Annotated in this window: 7 protein-coding genes and 9 pseudogenes; 10 read left to right on the forward strand and 6 right to left on the reverse strand. The window is 58.1% G+C overall.

Annotated features, from left to right (window positions below; translation table 11 throughout):
* Positions 1-137: 137 nt before the first annotated feature.
* Together HB777_36930 and HB777_36935 are read right to left on the reverse strand one after the other, a co-directional pair.
* Positions 138-497, reverse strand: coding sequence for a Nif11 family protein (locus tag HB777_36930; protein QND69295.1), 360 nt, complete (start codon positions 495-497; stop codon positions 138-140).
* 441 nt (positions 498-938) lie between these two features.
* Positions 939-1,254: pseudogene (locus HB777_36935) on the reverse strand (IS6 family transposase).
* Positions 1,255-1,306: 52 nt separating this feature from the next.
* Here HB777_36935 and HB777_36940 point away from each other — a divergent pair.
* Together HB777_36940 and HB777_36945 are read left to right on the forward strand one after the other, a co-directional pair.
* Positions 1,307-1,468, forward strand: a pseudogene (locus HB777_36940) (IS6 family transposase).
* A gap of 422 nt (positions 1,469-1,890) precedes the next feature.
* Positions 1,891-3,163, forward strand: a pseudogene (locus HB777_36945) (IS66 family transposase).
* Between the two features lie 42 nt (positions 3,164-3,205).
* Here the strand turns inward: HB777_36945 and HB777_36950 are convergent.
* Positions 3,206-3,451: pseudogene (locus HB777_36950) on the reverse strand (IS6 family transposase).
* A gap of 61 nt (positions 3,452-3,512) precedes the next feature.
* Between HB777_36950 and HB777_36955 the strand changes: the two are divergent.
* Positions 3,513-4,151 (forward strand): DUF433 domain-containing protein, encoded by a 639-nt coding sequence (locus HB777_36955; protein ID QND69296.1) that lies wholly within the window; start codon positions 3,513-3,515, stop codon positions 4,149-4,151.
* On the forward strand, positions 4,148-4,579 hold the full coding sequence (locus HB777_36960) for a type II toxin-antitoxin system VapC family toxin (protein ID QND69297.1): 432 nt from the start codon (positions 4,148-4,150) through the stop codon (positions 4,577-4,579). Before HB777_36955 ends, HB777_36960 begins: the two co-directional genes overlap by 4 nt.
* A gap of 113 nt (positions 4,580-4,692) precedes the next feature.
* Here HB777_36960 and HB777_36965 read toward each other — a convergent pair whose 3' ends face one another.
* Positions 4,693-5,292, reverse strand: a complete 600-nt coding sequence (locus tag HB777_36965) for a GGDEF domain-containing protein (GenBank protein QND69325.1) — start codon at positions 5,290-5,292, stop codon at positions 4,693-4,695.
* Positions 5,293-5,509: 217 nt separating this feature from the next.
* On the opposite strand from HB777_36965, the gene HB777_36970 reads away from it, so the two are divergent.
* Positions 5,510-6,493: an IS5 family transposase gene (locus HB777_36970; protein ID QND69298.1), complete on the forward strand. Its 984-nt coding sequence runs from the start codon at positions 5,510-5,512 to the stop codon at positions 6,491-6,493.
* A gap of 321 nt (positions 6,494-6,814) precedes the next feature.
* On the opposite strand, the pseudogene HB777_36975 reads toward HB777_36970, so the two are convergent.
* Together HB777_36975 and HB777_36980 are read right to left on the reverse strand one after the other, a co-directional pair.
* A pseudogene (locus HB777_36975) lies at positions 6,815-7,245 on the reverse strand (plasmid pRiA4b ORF-3 family protein).
* A gap of 8 nt (positions 7,246-7,253) precedes the next feature.
* A pseudogene (locus HB777_36980) lies at positions 7,254-7,406 on the reverse strand (IS66 family transposase).
* Positions 7,407-8,303: 897 nt separating this feature from the next.
* Between HB777_36980 and HB777_36985 the strand changes: the two are divergent.
* From HB777_36985 to HB777_37005, 5 genes and pseudogenes are all read left to right on the forward strand, one after another.
* Complete coding sequence (locus HB777_36985) at positions 8,304-8,579, forward strand: hypothetical protein (protein QND69299.1); 276 nt, start codon at positions 8,304-8,306, stop codon at positions 8,577-8,579.
* Positions 8,580-8,611: 32 nt separating this feature from the next.
* Positions 8,612-9,161 (forward strand): annotated as a pseudogene (locus HB777_36990) (prolyl oligopeptidase family serine peptidase).
* Between the two features lie 67 nt (positions 9,162-9,228).
* A pseudogene (locus HB777_36995) lies at positions 9,229-9,495 on the forward strand (IS6 family transposase).
* A 9-nt stretch (positions 9,496-9,504) separates the two neighbouring features.
* A pseudogene (locus HB777_37000) lies at positions 9,505-9,699 on the forward strand (nucleotidyl transferase AbiEii/AbiGii toxin family protein).
* A 106-nt stretch (positions 9,700-9,805) separates the two neighbouring features.
* On the forward strand, positions 9,806-14,794 hold the full coding sequence (locus tag HB777_37005; protein QND69300.1) for a DEAD/DEAH box helicase: 4,989 nt from the start codon (positions 9,806-9,808) through the stop codon (positions 14,792-14,794).
* The last annotated feature ends 145 nt before the right edge of the window (positions 14,795-14,939 follow it).

A 14,939-nucleotide genomic window follows, 5' to 3' on the forward strand; every position in this document is an offset into this window, starting at 1 on the left:
GGGCCCCTTGAAGCTGCGTTTCGCAGGCCGGCTGCCAAAGGATCCCATGATCGCTCCTCACGAGTGGCCTGATTTTAAGTTTTCTTCACACGTCTCATCGAGTATGGGTGGATGCGCTCAGACCATAACGTGCGTGGTCAGATCAGGACCGCAGCGACAACTACAACGGCTTCGGCTGCCTCAGCGACAGTCGAAGCTGCTTCCGCTGCCTCCACAGCAGTGGTAACGACAGCAGTGGTCTGCACAACCTTGGTCGAGGTCGCAACGCTCGAATGATGCTTGCCGCCGACAATCGCATCGAGCTGCTTGTCGGTTAACTCGCGTGGGCTTCGCGATTGAATGTAACTCTTGGCCTCATCGAGCGTGAAATTGTAGCCGTGCTTCTTTCCGGTCGCCACAACCGATGCGAGACCCGTAGCATTCGGTTTCACCTTTTCGAGCAGACTATCGTTTTTCGCCAGATCGCCGACGAATCGCTCTACCTCAGCTCGCGACATCGTTAATCCCCCTGCATCGGCACGCTACGCCTACAGCTCTTGAGCCCAAATCGTCAGTTGCCCCCGAGCAATTCAGTACTTCTGGGCCAATTGCCATCGTCATCTCCGTTGGTTGTAGGGAAACCGTCACAACGGCCTCTCAAAATTAACCGCGCAAGTGACGTACCATTCTGAGGACGTAGCTGCGTGTTTATACTCAATTCGGGCCGCCGCAATTCCGTCGCGCTCTTTCTTCTTTTTTGCATTGAGGGTTCGGAGCCGTTTCGCCTATGGTGCGTCTGTTCGATAGGCGACAGTTTGGGTCAATAGCCACAGTATTGTTTGCTCGGTCTCCCAAGGAGCTGGTCGAGCACTTCGGCAGGTGTTTTCCAGCCGAGCGTTTTGCGCGGTCTTGTGTTGATAGCATGGGGGACTGCGTCCAGTTCCCGGGCTGTGTGCCGACTCGTCGAGCACATATCCGTCCTGATCAACCGCTCTCCACAACCAGCATTTCTGACCGTTGATGCGCACCGCGACTTCATCCAGATGCCAGACATCGTCTTTCGTTGGTGCCTTGCGGCGTATGCGGCGCGCATAATCATGCCGTGCTTTCGGCACCATCGGCGGATGGTCTCGTAGGAAACGACGATCCCGCGATCGAGCAGCATTTCCTCGACATCGCGCAGGCTCAGATTGAAGCGGAAGTAGAGCCAGACAGCACGGGCCACGATTTCGATCGATAGCGGTGGTTCTTGTAGGTCGGTGCACTCACGGTCATGGGCGCGCTGCTACCTCAATTTCCTTACCCCTCAATCAATGTGACAGCACCCCATCGGCGCATCAAGCGCCGTATCCGGCCGATGCTCGGCTTCAAATCGACGGCCACCGCTGCCACCATCGAAATGATCCACATGATGCGCAAGCGACAGGCGAGGTACCCCTTCAATCCGAATCCGTCCTTGGCCGAGCAGTTCGAAATCCTCGCCGCCTGATTGACCTCGCATCAGGGCCTCTCTGTGCCCCTATTCAGCCCTTGCAACAAAACCGCTCGACGTCACATCACAATCGATTCATTGTTCGCAGGAACTGCTTTAGAAGCGCGCCGGCAGCCTGGGCGGGGGGCTTGGGGTTAGACTGCCGGCGCACGCCACTCATGAAGAGCGGCCCCTTTTCGCGGTTCCGACACCCATAGTCAACCCGGCAGTGTCTGGGTGCCCGCTGGGCTCTTGTCAGAGCGGCGCGATGTCGACCGTGTCGGCCGATCCTGCCCAACTTGGTGGGCCGCTCTCGTCGGCCAACCTGATGCTCCAGCCAGTATCGCGTTGCCGACCAGCATGAGTTCGCCGCTAGCAATCCTTCGTCGGTAATTACCCACGCCCTTGTCAGGGGCAAGAATCCCTGAATCTATGGGGATATGGATCGCACTGATTTGCAGCGTCTGACGAAGGAAGAGTTGATCGATCTGGTGCTGCGGATGCAGCGGCCAGAGAAGACATCACGCACGTCGTCCAAGCCACCGTCGAGCGATCGCAAGGCGCGTCGGGACAAGGCAAAGCCTGGCGGCGGCAAGGCGCGGGTCATGAAGGTCACAGCCGCGCCATGAGTGAGAATGCCGATCGCATCATCGATCATCACCCCGACCAATGCCTTTGCTGCCGCGCCAGCCTGTCGAGCGACCTTGCTGCCGAAACCGTCAGCGAGCACGATAAGATTGAGCCCCGCGATCAGGCCTTTGATTGAGCGCCATCGGCGTCTGGCAGTCCGTTGCCCGTCCTGCGGCACGCGTCGCGGCTGTGCCGGATGCGGCGAAGGGGACGCCCTTGGGGCCACGCGTGCACGCCGTAGCGACCTATCTCAAGACTTTCCAGGCCCTGTCCTACGAGCAGCTGCAGGGCGCGTTCGCGAACCTTTTCGGTCTCACCATTAGCCAGGGCGGACTGATGAACATGTTGCGCCGTGCGCAGGGCGCGTTCGCGGCCGAGTGGGACAAGGCCGTCGGCGTTGCGCCGGGCCAAGGTCATCGCCTCCGATGAGACCGGCGTGCGGATCGAAGGAAGCAACGCCTACCACTGGGTGTTTCGCTGCGCCGAAGCGGTTGTTCATCAAGCGGCGTTAACGCGCGGCGCCGTCGTGGTCCGGACCCTGATGGACGGCCATCGGCCCGACGTCTGGTGTTCCGATCGCTATGCCGCGCAACAAGGTCACGCAAATGCGCATCAGACCTGCCTGGCGCATCTCGCCCGCGACGTCGCCTATGCGGACGAGGCAAGTGAGGACATGCTGCCCTCACGGCTCAAGCGTTGGCTGCAAAGAGCCTTCGCCCTAGCCGACGGTATCGAAACCTTCGCCGCCTCGACCATCGCCGGCAAGCGTCGCGCCCTGGAGCGAAGTCTGGACGATATCTTCGCCACCACAACGTCGTGCGATCTGGCCCGCGACATCCAAAACAAGTTCAGGCGAGCTCGCGATCAACTTTTGACCTTTGCCCAATGGCCAGGAATGGTCGACGCGACGAACAACGCCTGCGAACGGGCGCTGAGACCCGCCGTCGTTCAACGGAAGATCACCAACGGCTATCGCGCCATGTGGGCCGCAAAGGGCGGAGCCGACATTCGAACGTTGTCGATACGGCTCGTCTCACGCCAGGCACGAACCCCTTCAAAATCATCCTTCAAACGGCACCGTAAACTTAACGCTGTGAAGACAAGATCTGGGAGTGAGGCTTTGGTTCATTCGGCGTGAAGGCGCGCGATTTGGCGCCATGCTTGCATGGCAGTTGCTCGCAGTTCTCGATGGTGGGTGGATGGAATATCGTGGCGGGGAACGTTAAAGAGGTTGGCGATCGGGTCGTGGACGCAAACGAAACGCTGAAGATGTCGCGCTGACTTGAAGCGCTTCATGATCCTCTCCCGCCGTCGGACGGGTTGATGAGAGTTCTCCGCCCGATTGTTCAGGCCCTTGTGCGAGCGATGCTCGGCTCTTGCACTTTTCTAATTCATCCCTATTCTGAGGAAGGATTATAAACAGGAGAGGCTAATGGCTTCCGCACAGACTTTGACGTTGAGTGAGGCCGGTTATGTGCTCAATCGCTCCGCGTCCACTCTCAACAAGGCAGTCGATACCGGCGTTATCCGCGCCGGGCAGCGCAAGATTGGCAACGCGGTCCAGCGCGTGCTGGGCCCTGCCGAGCTGCGGTTTCTGCGACTGGCCGATGAACTTGACCGGGATCTGACCCCGGCCGGCCGACGCCGTCTCTACGAGGCGCTTCGGAAACTGTCGGCCGACACACATATGGTAAAGCTTGGCGAGCTTGATCTCGATCTGGCTCGCATCGATAGTGATCTAAAGGACCGTCTGGCGCGTCTCGACCATATCAGGCTTTGGGTTGATCGCGACAAGGAGCAGTCCGAGGCCTTTATTCGCGAGACGGACGTGCCTGCGCACTTTATTGCCGCTCTTGCGCGCGAGCAGACGGTCGATGAAATCCTGGTGGACTATCCGTCACTGAATAGGACGCAGGTCGAAGCTGCCATCGAATACGCCAAGGCCTATCCGAAGCGAGGACGACCTTACGCGACACGAAGTTTGAAGCGCACTCTTGCCGATATGGCAGACCTCGGGGTGTTCGATGCTGATGGCGGTTCGGAAGAGGCGGCTCCCCGCAAAATTCCGTGACGCTATATCTGCTCGACGAGAATGTGCTGCGCGAGGCGGGGAGCCGAGGTAACGCAAATGTCCGTCGTTGGCTGGCAACGATTGACGATTCAAATCTGCGGTTGAGCGCCGCGACGCTGTTCGAGAAGCGCCGCGGCGCCGAAGCCCTCCAGCGCCGTGATCCAGAAAGGTCAACGGCTCTCCTTGCGGCTATCGATTTGTTGGAGAAGTCGTTTTCGGACCGCGTCCTTCCAATAGATGGACCGATCGTCGCCGAATGGACGAGACTCCTCGGGGAAAAGAACAAAGATCGCTGGGACCTCGCCTTGGCCGCGACCGCTCGTGTTCATGGCCTCGTCCTCGTCACACGCAATGTGAAGGATTTCGCCGGCCGTGGTGTCCGCCTTCTGAATCCATTTAAGGATTCGCCAGAAGAACACTCAGCGTAGTCGAGGTAATGCTCATGGCCGAAAACACCCGCGCGCAATGCGTGTGGATGGCCCAGACCAACGAAATCGGGACCGTCTAGCTGAGTCGGTGCGCGAGGCTGTAACGTCCTTGATCAGGCCGCGTCGGGACCTTCCGATGCGAGGAGCAGTGCGGCTTCGACGCGGTTTCGGCCTTTGTGCTTGGCCTTGTAAAGGGCGGTGTCGGCTGCGAGAAGCAGGCCTTCCGGCATCCTGATCGTCCCGCCCGATCGTGACAGCGCGGTCGCTGAACCAATGCTGACGGTGACGCGTCCGCCGCCTTCCGGATTGTCGCCATGAGGCAGGCCGAGGTTTTCGATTGCGAGCCTCAGCCGTTCCGCTATCTCAAGCGCTCCCTCGCCATCAGTATCAGGCAAGATGACGGCGAGTTCTTCCCCTCCGTATCGCGACGCCAGATCCCCAGGACGATGAAGCACGTCTCTGATGGCGGCAGCGACGGCACGAAGACAATCATCGCCTACCTGATGACCGTATTTGTCGTTAAAGCCTTTGAATCGATCGATATCGAGCAACAGCAAGGACATCTGTCCAGCGCTGCCAACGGTGCGCCGCCATTCCCTGTCCAAGGTTTCGTCGAAGGCTCGACGGTTGGCCAGGCCGGTCAGCCCGTCCGTCATCGCAAGCGAGCGGAGTTGTTCTTCGGAAAGCGCGAATTTCTCTGCACCTTTTTCCATTGAGCGTGTTTTGGCATGAAGTGTCCACTTTGGAGGTGGACACCACGTGATTGAGGACGATGAACAGAAACTGCTGGTGAGGCGAATTTTGCGTAACGGCCGCCGGCGGTACGACGCGGCGTCAAAAGAGCGGCTCGTTGCAGCGTTGGTGCATGGATCTTTTGTCAACGGTTTGGCGATAGGCAGGCAGGATCGAAATCAGCTTGATGCGAGTGCCATGCCGTACAAACACAACGCAGATCGTCGTCATCACGTCGGAAAGATGACATTCAGGGTGACGAATTGGCGTGACTACGAAGCAGGTCTGCGCCGGCGTGGTAGCCTGACCTTATGGGTAACGCCGGAGGCACTGGCGGGATGGCGCGCTCCGCGACGCAAGACCCGCGGCGGCCAAGCCCGGTATTCCGATCTCGCCATTGAGACAGCGCTGACGCTGGGTTGCGTCTTCGCAATGCGGCTGCGCCAGACCGAGGGATTGCTCCACTCGCTGCTGGATCTCATGGGGCTGAAAGTCCCAGTTCCAGATCATACGACGCTGAGCCGTCGGGCACAGAAGTGGGAGCCATCAGCCCGACGAAACCCGCCGCTGCCGGACGGCCCGCTGCATGTGCTTGTCGATAGCACGGGATTGAAAGTCTACGGCGCCGGGCAATGGCTGGAGCAGAAACATGGCGCCAGATCACGTCGCAACTGGCGCAAGCTGCATCTGGCAGTGGATGCCAAAAGTGGCGCGATCATTGCCCAAAGGCTGACAGATCAGGACACGGATGATCCTTCCCAGGTGGCACCGCTTCTCGATCAGATCGACGGCGAGATCGACCAGTTCACAGCCGACGGAGCCTATGACGGCAAGCCAACCTATCGGTCTATCCTGCAGCACAGCGCAACCGCGAACATCGTCATTCCACCGCGTTCCACGGCGGTGGAAAGCGGTGATGCCGGACCGCCTGGTCAAAGGGACAAGCACATTGCCGCAATCGCAAGCGACGGTCGGCTGAAATGGCAGGCAGCCACCGGCTACGGCAAGCGGGCGCTGAGCGAAACAGCCATCGGACGATACAAGGGGCTGATCGGACGGCGCCTGCGAGCACGCTCTCTTCCGGCTCAACAGACCGAGGTTGCCATCGGTTGCATCGTTCTCAACCGCATGCTGGCATGGGCACGCCCGGAGTCTATCCGGCGTCAAGTCACGCAGGCATAACCAACTACATTAAAGATCGAAATGCGTTCGATTTCATATCCGCGCACCAACGCCGTCATTCACACCCAAGCCGCAGCGGGTGTCCGCCTGCCACTGAATCACTTTTTCTGACATAACGTTACCCCTTCTGGAGTTGAAAGCCCTAGACCTTTAGCATGGAGGAGTCCTATCGTGGATTACGTTTCCGTTAAGGGTTTTGAAGGCTATTTTACCATTGTGTAATAAGCGTAATATTTGACGGGTATTCTATTCTGGAACACTGAACCATGATCAGAGTGGAATTACCCACCCCTCGCCCCCTCGATGCGGCACGGTGCGTCGTCACTCGTCGTCGATGTCCGGGTACTGCGGGGGAGCCTTGCCGATCTTGCTGACGATCCTCGGGTAGTTGGCATGGGGCTGCGCCTGCCCGGTTCCAATAACTTCAGCGCGGAAGCGCCACTCGTCACCGTAGTCGTACAAGAAGGTCATTGCCGAGCCCACCTTCTGGAAGGCTGTGGTGACGCGCGTGCCCTTCACGCTGCGAGAGCTGCTCCCCTCTATGTCGGCGAAGAGTTCGAACCGCAGGGGCGAGTCGAACAGCTTTCCCGTCAGCTTTGAATAGAATCCGTAGGCGTGGTCCATGTCGAAGCCGAATGCCCTACGATGGCTTCGGCCAGATCCGCTAGCGTGCTCGAACTCGACACCTCGATGTCCCGATAAAGCCGCGCCCGAAGAGAGGCTCGGAAGATCAAGGTCGCGGGCTCAGTCATAGCGGATTTCAGGCGCTGACGGTTTGAAGGATGATTTTGAAGGGGTTCGTGCCTGGCGTGAGACGAGCCGTGTCGACAACGGTTCGAATGTCGGCTTCGCCCTTTGCGCCCCACATGGCGCGATAGCCGTTGGTGATCTTCCGTTGAACGGCCATCGCAGGGTCATTCTGCCCATGTCGGGCAGATGGTAGAGTTTCATTATCGCTGGCATCCATATTACGGCGGTCGTTTTCGGCATGAAGGTCGTGAGGACCGGGCCAATGGCGCGATCATCCGGGTAGAGATCAGGCCGGGTGAGATCATCCAGGTGGCGGAGTGGATGCTGGATCGGGCGTTTAGCGCCGCTGCTACCTCAATTTCCTTACCCCTCAATCAATGTGACAGCACCCTTGCGACAGCTTCACACGTTGCAAAAGCGAGTAAGAGAGTGGCGCCGACAAGCCGTGCAGCGGCTTATCGGCGAGGTCAGCGGCCTTGCACCATACGTCGCGCCAAATCCCGCACGTCTTGCTGCGGGTAACATTCCTGATGAGGCACTCGGTAACAAAATTAGGTGAGGCAACACGACACCCGTGACATGTCGCCTGGCATTGTCCGATGTACGACGATGTTGGAGATGCGACATAGCCGGTTCGATCGATTGCCTTATAATTCAACGAGTTTTTCCTTTGGCACGCATATTGCTCCCGGTCATCAGTAACGCGTCACGGACCGATGATATCGAAAATGTTAGCACAATGATTTCTGCCGGGGCGACATCCGGCCTTACTACAGCAGGACCATCCAGATGCAGAAAAGGAAGAGGCCGTACTCGCCGAGGAATAGTCGAGTCAGGGCTGCATAGGCAGTTGTTATCGGCGCGGATGCCAACTCTTCAATCTGGTCCACCCGACCAGTTCCTGGATGTCCTCAAAGAGCGCCCTGTCATGGTGACTGCGGCCCCGGCTGCACCCGCGTGCAGGCTCCTCCGAAGACGCTCGGCGCTCGCTGCTGCAGACCGGCGATGAGAAGCCAAATCCAAACATGCGTCTTCCGAAAACCCAAAGAGGTGAACAGATATGTACAAAACCGGCGCTTTGACGCTCGCGCTATTAATTCAAGGGGCATCGGGATCGGTAACCGCTCGGGCGCTGGACAATGGTCCGAATGGTGCACCTCCGCCGCTGGCGCTGAGCGATTTTGAGCGGGCACTGACGATAAACGATCGCTATGGCGGGCTCACCGTGAATGTCCCCGAGGGGCCGTTCTGGCTGACTCCCGACGCGTTCATATACCGCGCCGGACTAGCCACGGCGAGCAGCAGTTCATGCGGGTCGATGCTGCCACGGGTGTGAAGCAGCCCGCCTTCGATCAGGCCCGTCTGGCGCCACTCAGCTTCCACGCCAAGGGGCGAGACGGCAAGACTGATATCTGGGGCGTGATCCACCTGCCAGCCAATTTCGATCCGACGAAGAAATACCCGGTGATGGAGGATATCTACGCCGGGCCGCATGGCTCTTTCGTGCCAAAATCCTTCTCAAGGCGGACAGAGCCGCTCACGCAGTTGGGCTTCGTCGTTGTGCAGATCGATGGCATGGGTACCAACACCGCTCGCGCGCCTTTCATGATGTTGCCTGGAAAAACTGATGGACGCAGGGCCAGTCGGCATTGAATATTCGCAATCCTCCTCCATCGACAATGCTCACAGGCTGCAGGGCAAGCCGATGATCGTCGTCGGCGAAATGGACCACAATGTCGACCCGACCTCCGCTTTCCAGCTTGCCGACCGGCTCATCAAGGCGGGAAAAGATTGCGACATGGTCTACGTGCCTGGCGCCGATCACGGTGCGCCAGGCACCCATCGCCAGTACAAACTCCTGCAGTTCTTCGTTCACAACATCCTCGGGCAGACCCCACCCAACTGGAACGCCACATGAATCGAGTTGCAGAAGTGGTGGTGTCACATTGATTGAGGGGTAAGGAAATTGAGGTAGCCGCGCGCCCATGACCGTGAGTGCACCGACCTACAAGAACCACCGCTATCCGATCGAAATCGTGGCGCGTGCTGTCTGGCTCTACTTCGACTTCAATCTGAGCCTGCGCGATGTCGAGGAAATGCTGCTCGAACGCGGGATCGTCGTTTCCTACGAGACCATCCGCCGATGGTGCCGAAAGCACGGCCCTGATTATGCGCGCCGCATACGCCGCAAGTCGCCGACGAAAGACGATGTCTGGCATCTGAATGAAGTCGTGGTTCGCATCAACGGTCAGACCCTGATTGAGGCTGTAAGGCGTACGTTCGAACGGCGGGGGACGGCACTGCCCGCAGATATTCCGATTGGGCTGAGTGATGAATTCACGGCGGCCTGGAGCGTTCAATGGCAAACCTTTCTCGGCCGCGAGCGCATGGCTGCCGCGCCGGAGACGTTCGCTGCCGTTATCGTCGATCTCCGTCTGTTTCTGCTTCCGCTTGTTGATGCTGGAAATGACGAACAGAGCTGGTTGCCGGCGGACACCGGTCTAAAGAAAAAGAGAATGCTCTGTCAATCCAGGCATTCTATTTTGGGAAGGCAGTAAGTTTGTGGACGTCTTTTCGCTAAATAATAGTCTATTGGCTCAATATACCGGATTTGCCAGATCCTTTACACGGATACGTTCGTCAGAAATTCTGGAGAAGGTAACCGATCTCTACGCCGGGCGTCGTTTCTGGCCTGAACCCATAATTCAGCTTAATCCGCACTATGAAGGTGGCGGCTCGGTCCAAAGCCTTGTTGGCCCAAAAGGGCTGATCGATGATTGCGCTCAGATATTCCGGGACTCACGCGCCGCTGCCGGCGCCTCCGACAAGACTCTGAAGTTACGTCGCCATCAGGAGCAGGCAATTGGCCTTGCACTGGACGGAAAGAGCTTCGTCGTAACGACCGGCACCGGGTCGGGTAAGTCCCTTTGTTTCTTTATTCCGATTGTTGATGCCGTTGTTAAGGCGAAGCGGGCTGGCGAGGATGCGCGGACCCGAGCGGTAATCATCTATCCGATGAATGCCTTGGCTAATAGCCAGCTTGAGGAATTGAAGAAATTTCTCGCAGATCAAAACCATGCAGTGCCCGTGACCTTCGCTCGATACACCGGTCAGCAGAATTCGGAGGAACGGGAGCAGATAAAGAACAATCCCCCGGACATTTTGCTCACCAATTTTATGATGCTCGAGCTTCTGATGACGCGGCAGTCAGATCTTGACCGACGTGTCGTGGAAAATTGTAGCGGCCTTCGATTTATTGTTCTTGATGAACTACATACGTATCGAGGGCGCCATGGGGCAGATGTTGCGATGCTGATGCGCCGTCTGCGGGCGCGTGCTGGCGATCCCCGGCATCCGCCGATTTGCATTGGCACCTCGGCAACAATGGCCAGCGAAGGCGGCGAAGAAGATCGCAATCAGGTTGTTGCTGATGTCGCGTCCCGCTTATTTGGGACGAACATCGGCCGAGACGCGATCGTTACAGAAACCTTGCGCCGCGCGACGGATCCAGATCAATCCGCTGACAGAGGGCTATCTCGACTGAGTGACGCTGTGGTCAGCGCGGCTTCAGGTACGCCCTATTACGGGAAATCAAATGGTGAGATCGCTCGTGATGATCTTGCCATCTGGGTAGAGACTAGGCTCGGCCCTCGAGAGGTAGACCAGAAGCCGCAGCGGGCGCGCTCCCTATCGCTGAAGACGGCGGCGGTCCTACTATCTAGTGAATCCGGCGAAGCCGTCGAGACATGCGAGCTGGCATTAAAAAACGCGCTACTGGCGTTTAGCTTGCCGGAGAAACTCCGAGGCCATAGCGGCGGCAGTGACGAGCCTCTTTTCGCGTTTAAGCTACATCAATTTATTTCAGGCGCAGGTCGTCTGTACACGACCCTCGATCCCTCGGGTTCGCGCTCGGTCACATTTGATGGACAAATCTTCGATCCGGAAAATCCGACAAAAAGACTATATAGCGCTTATTTCTGCCGGCGGTGTGGGCAGGAAAACCATCCCGTCACGCTGGTCGACGACAATGGCGCAAAATCATTTGAGAAGCGTGAGATCGATGATGTCCCCCTCAATGATGACGAAGAGGCTGAGGGCATCGTTGAACGCTGGGGCTTCCTTATGCCCGAGCCCGTGGATGGCGAGTTCACGTTCCATGGTCGGGATGAGGACTATCCCGAGGCTTGGCTTGAAGAAACAAAATCGGGCGAATTGCGGTTAAAAGCGACGTACCGCAAGACGAGGGCTGAGCTTGTATCGGTGCTTCCGGACGGCACCTGCGGCAATGACGGCCAACGAGCCTGGTTCATGCCGGGTAAGTTCAAATTCTGCCCGGCATGCGGGGAGCACCACAGCGATTCAACTCGTGACATTAACCGGCTCGCCGCCTTGGGCGCCGAGGGGCGCAGTTCGGCGACGACGATTATTATTGCGGCCATCCTGCGTTGGATGAACGATACGGAAAACTCCATCCCGGCGACGAGACGCAAGCTCTTGGCCTTCACTGACAACCGACAGGATGCCGCCCTGCAGGCCGGGCATTTCAACGACTTTCTATTCGTCACGCTGCTACGCGGCGCGATTCTGGCAGCCGTTTCCCAGGCCGGTGATGAAGGGTTGCAAGAGGATGAGGTCGGCAAGGCGATCCAGCGAATGCTGGGCTTTGTGGTATCCAATGTATCTCGGCGAACCGAATGGTTGGTAGAGCCGGATCTTAGGGGGGCCAAGCTGCTGGCCGTTGAAAAGGTGATCCGCGAATCGCTGACGCATCGATTCTGGATCGAGCAACGGCGGGGGTGGCGTTACACGAATCCCAATCTCGAGCAGCTTGGGTTGATCGAGGCGCGCTACATTTCCCTCGATGACCTCGCACACGACGACAAGGAATTTGAAACCTACCCTTTGTTGCGAGCGGCTTCAGCTCTCGAACGTCAGGCGGCGCTTCGGGTGTTGTTGGACGTGATGCGCAAGGGCTTAGCAGTCGAATGTGATGCCCTGGATCGACTGAAGATCGAAAGCCTCGCCAGTCGAATGCGGAGCGCAATCAAGGCCCCATGGATACTGGATGAGGAGCGCTTCTTGGCAGCCCCGGTATTCATGCCGAAGCCGCCAACCCGCCGTGAGATGTCGCCGAAAGACGAAGAGTTGATTCTTCGGGGCAGTCCGACCAGCACGATCGGCCGGCAATTTCGGTCGATGACCTTCGGTGGCAGACGGGCAACCGGTAAGCAGATCACGGAAATTGTCGAAGGCTTGTTGAAAGCAGCAGGTCGTTACGGGCTGGCGACACAGGTCGTCTCCCCTGTTGGCGGAGATGGTTGGCGTCTGGTGCCGTCATCGATCACTTTTGCGCTTTCAGCAAATCAAGCTCCGGATCGGGACAATCCTTTTTTCCGTGGTCTGTATGCACATATCGCGACGCTTCTGGCCGACGGCGGCGAGGCAATCTTCGGCTTCGAAGGCCGAGAGCATACGGCGCAGGTTGAGGGTGATCTACGAGAGATCCGCGAGGCTCGCTTTCGTTATGGCATAGACGACCGGCAACTTCTGATCGACCAGGCCGAACGATTGAAGGAGCTTCGAGAAGATAGCCGTTTCCTACCAACCTTGTTTTGCTCGCCAACCATGGAACTCGGCGTCGATATCTCCGCGATGAACGTCGTCTACATGCGAAATGTGCCCCCAACGCCAGCGAACTACGCTCAGCGCGGTGGGCGTGCGGGCCGCAGCGGTCAGGCAGCCTTAATTGTCACCTATTGCGCGGCACAAAGCCCGCATGACCAATACTTCTTCGAGCGTCCAAGCGCGATGGTCGATGGCGTGGTGCTCCCGCCATCTATTGATCTGAAAAATCACGAACTTGTCGAAAGCCATCTTCACGCAGAGTGGCTGGCTGCCAGTGGAGCGGCATTGTCGGCGTCGATCGCCGATAACCTCGACATGACAGTTTCCGGCAAGCCTCTCTTGCCGCATCACTGGAACCGGGTGTCTGCTGACGAGGCAAAGAGTGCCGGTGCAAAGCGCGTTGCGGCCGTTCTGTCAGCTGTCGCTGATGACTTTGGCGCCACGCCACCGGAGTGGTTTGTTGGTGTTGATGCCAATACAAACCGGGTCGTTGCTGCCGCGCCTCAACGCCTTGCCGATACCTTTGACCGGTGGAGGGATTTGTGGGCTGCGGCCGAACGGCAGGTAGAAGACGCGGCACATACTCTAAAAGATTATTCGATCTCACCGCAGGAACGCCTTGCCGCAGAAACACGGCAAGCGGCTGGAAACACCCAGATAAAGCTTTTGCTACGGGGGGCCGAGGGCCAAGGCTCCGATTTCTACGTGTACCGGTATCTGGCAACGGAAGGGTTCCTGCCTGGCTATAACTTCCCACGTCTCCCTATTATGGCGTTCGTGCCAGGTGATCAGGGCGGAAAAGGACAGCGGTATATTCAGCGTGCACGCTTTCTGGCGATCGCCGAGTTCGGGCCAGGCAGCCTTGTCTATCACGAGGGGCGTGCCTATCGGGTCGATCGCGCCCTGTTAAAGGAGGTTGGTGGCGAGCAAGATGGATTGCTCCCGACATTCAGCACGGCAATTTGCCCAGCCTGCGGTGCCGCCCATGACGGAGAGCCGCCAGAACGCTGCCACGTATGTAACAGCGCTCTGAACAAATCGAACATAACGAAGCAGCTTCATCGGATCGAGAATGTTGGTACGCGCCAAGTGGAGCGGATAACCGCCAACGACGAAGAGCGTCGTCGCCAAGGCTATGAACTCCAGACGACCTTCTCGTTTCGAGACCCGAGCGACGTCAGATCCCGAGTGTTTGAAGATTCAGAGGGGCAAATATTCTCCGCGGAATTTACGCCTGCCGCACAGGCGCGTCGTATCAACCGGGGACTCCGCCGCCGCAAGGACATCAGTAAGATCGGGTTTTTGATCGATCCGAAAAGCGGCTATTGGGCAAGTGACAACCGAGCGCAGGACGCGGAAGAAGGATCACCGATCAATAGTCGGCAACCCATCACCCCGGTTGTAGAGGACCGGAAAAACGCGCTGCTCATCCGGTTTCCTGCTGCTTGGTTGGCTGCTGCTGGAGACGAGGCGGAGGCAATAGTTGCTACGATCCAGCATGCTTTTGCGCGTGGCATCGAGGCCATTTACCAAGTGGAAGAAGGCGAAATCCAGGGACAGCCGACGCCCTCAAGAAAGGATCGCCGAGCACTGTTGTTTTACGAGGCCGCGGAGGGTGGCGCCGGGGTCTTGTCCAGGTTGGTCGAGGATGGCAGTGCCTTTCGCGCCGTTGCGAAGAAGGCGCTGGAGATAATGCACTATGCTCCGGGAAGCCTCTCAGCGGCTGCGGTTAGTGGACCGAAGGCACTGGAAAATGTTGAGGACTCTCACTGCGTAGCGGGCTGCTATCGCTGCCTGTTGTCCTATTTCAATCAGCCCGATCACGAATTGATCGATCGTCGGCGTGAACCTGTGCTGCAGATGCTCATCCGACTTTCTTTCGCAGAAATGCGCCATTCCGCCCCCACATCACAGTTTCAAACGTAAGCGTCATCAACTGCCCACCTCGTATGATCGGGGAGTGACGGATACTCTTGTCGATGCTTCACTCTCCGCTGTCCAGTTGGTCATGGCGCGCTTCCCTGACCACGAAACAGCACGCTAACAAATCCGCGACCAGCGCGAATCCCCC

This window comes from Mesorhizobium loti, from assembly GCA_014189435.1.
Taxonomy (GTDB): domain Bacteria; phylum Pseudomonadota; class Alphaproteobacteria; order Rhizobiales; family Rhizobiaceae; genus Mesorhizobium; species Mesorhizobium loti_G.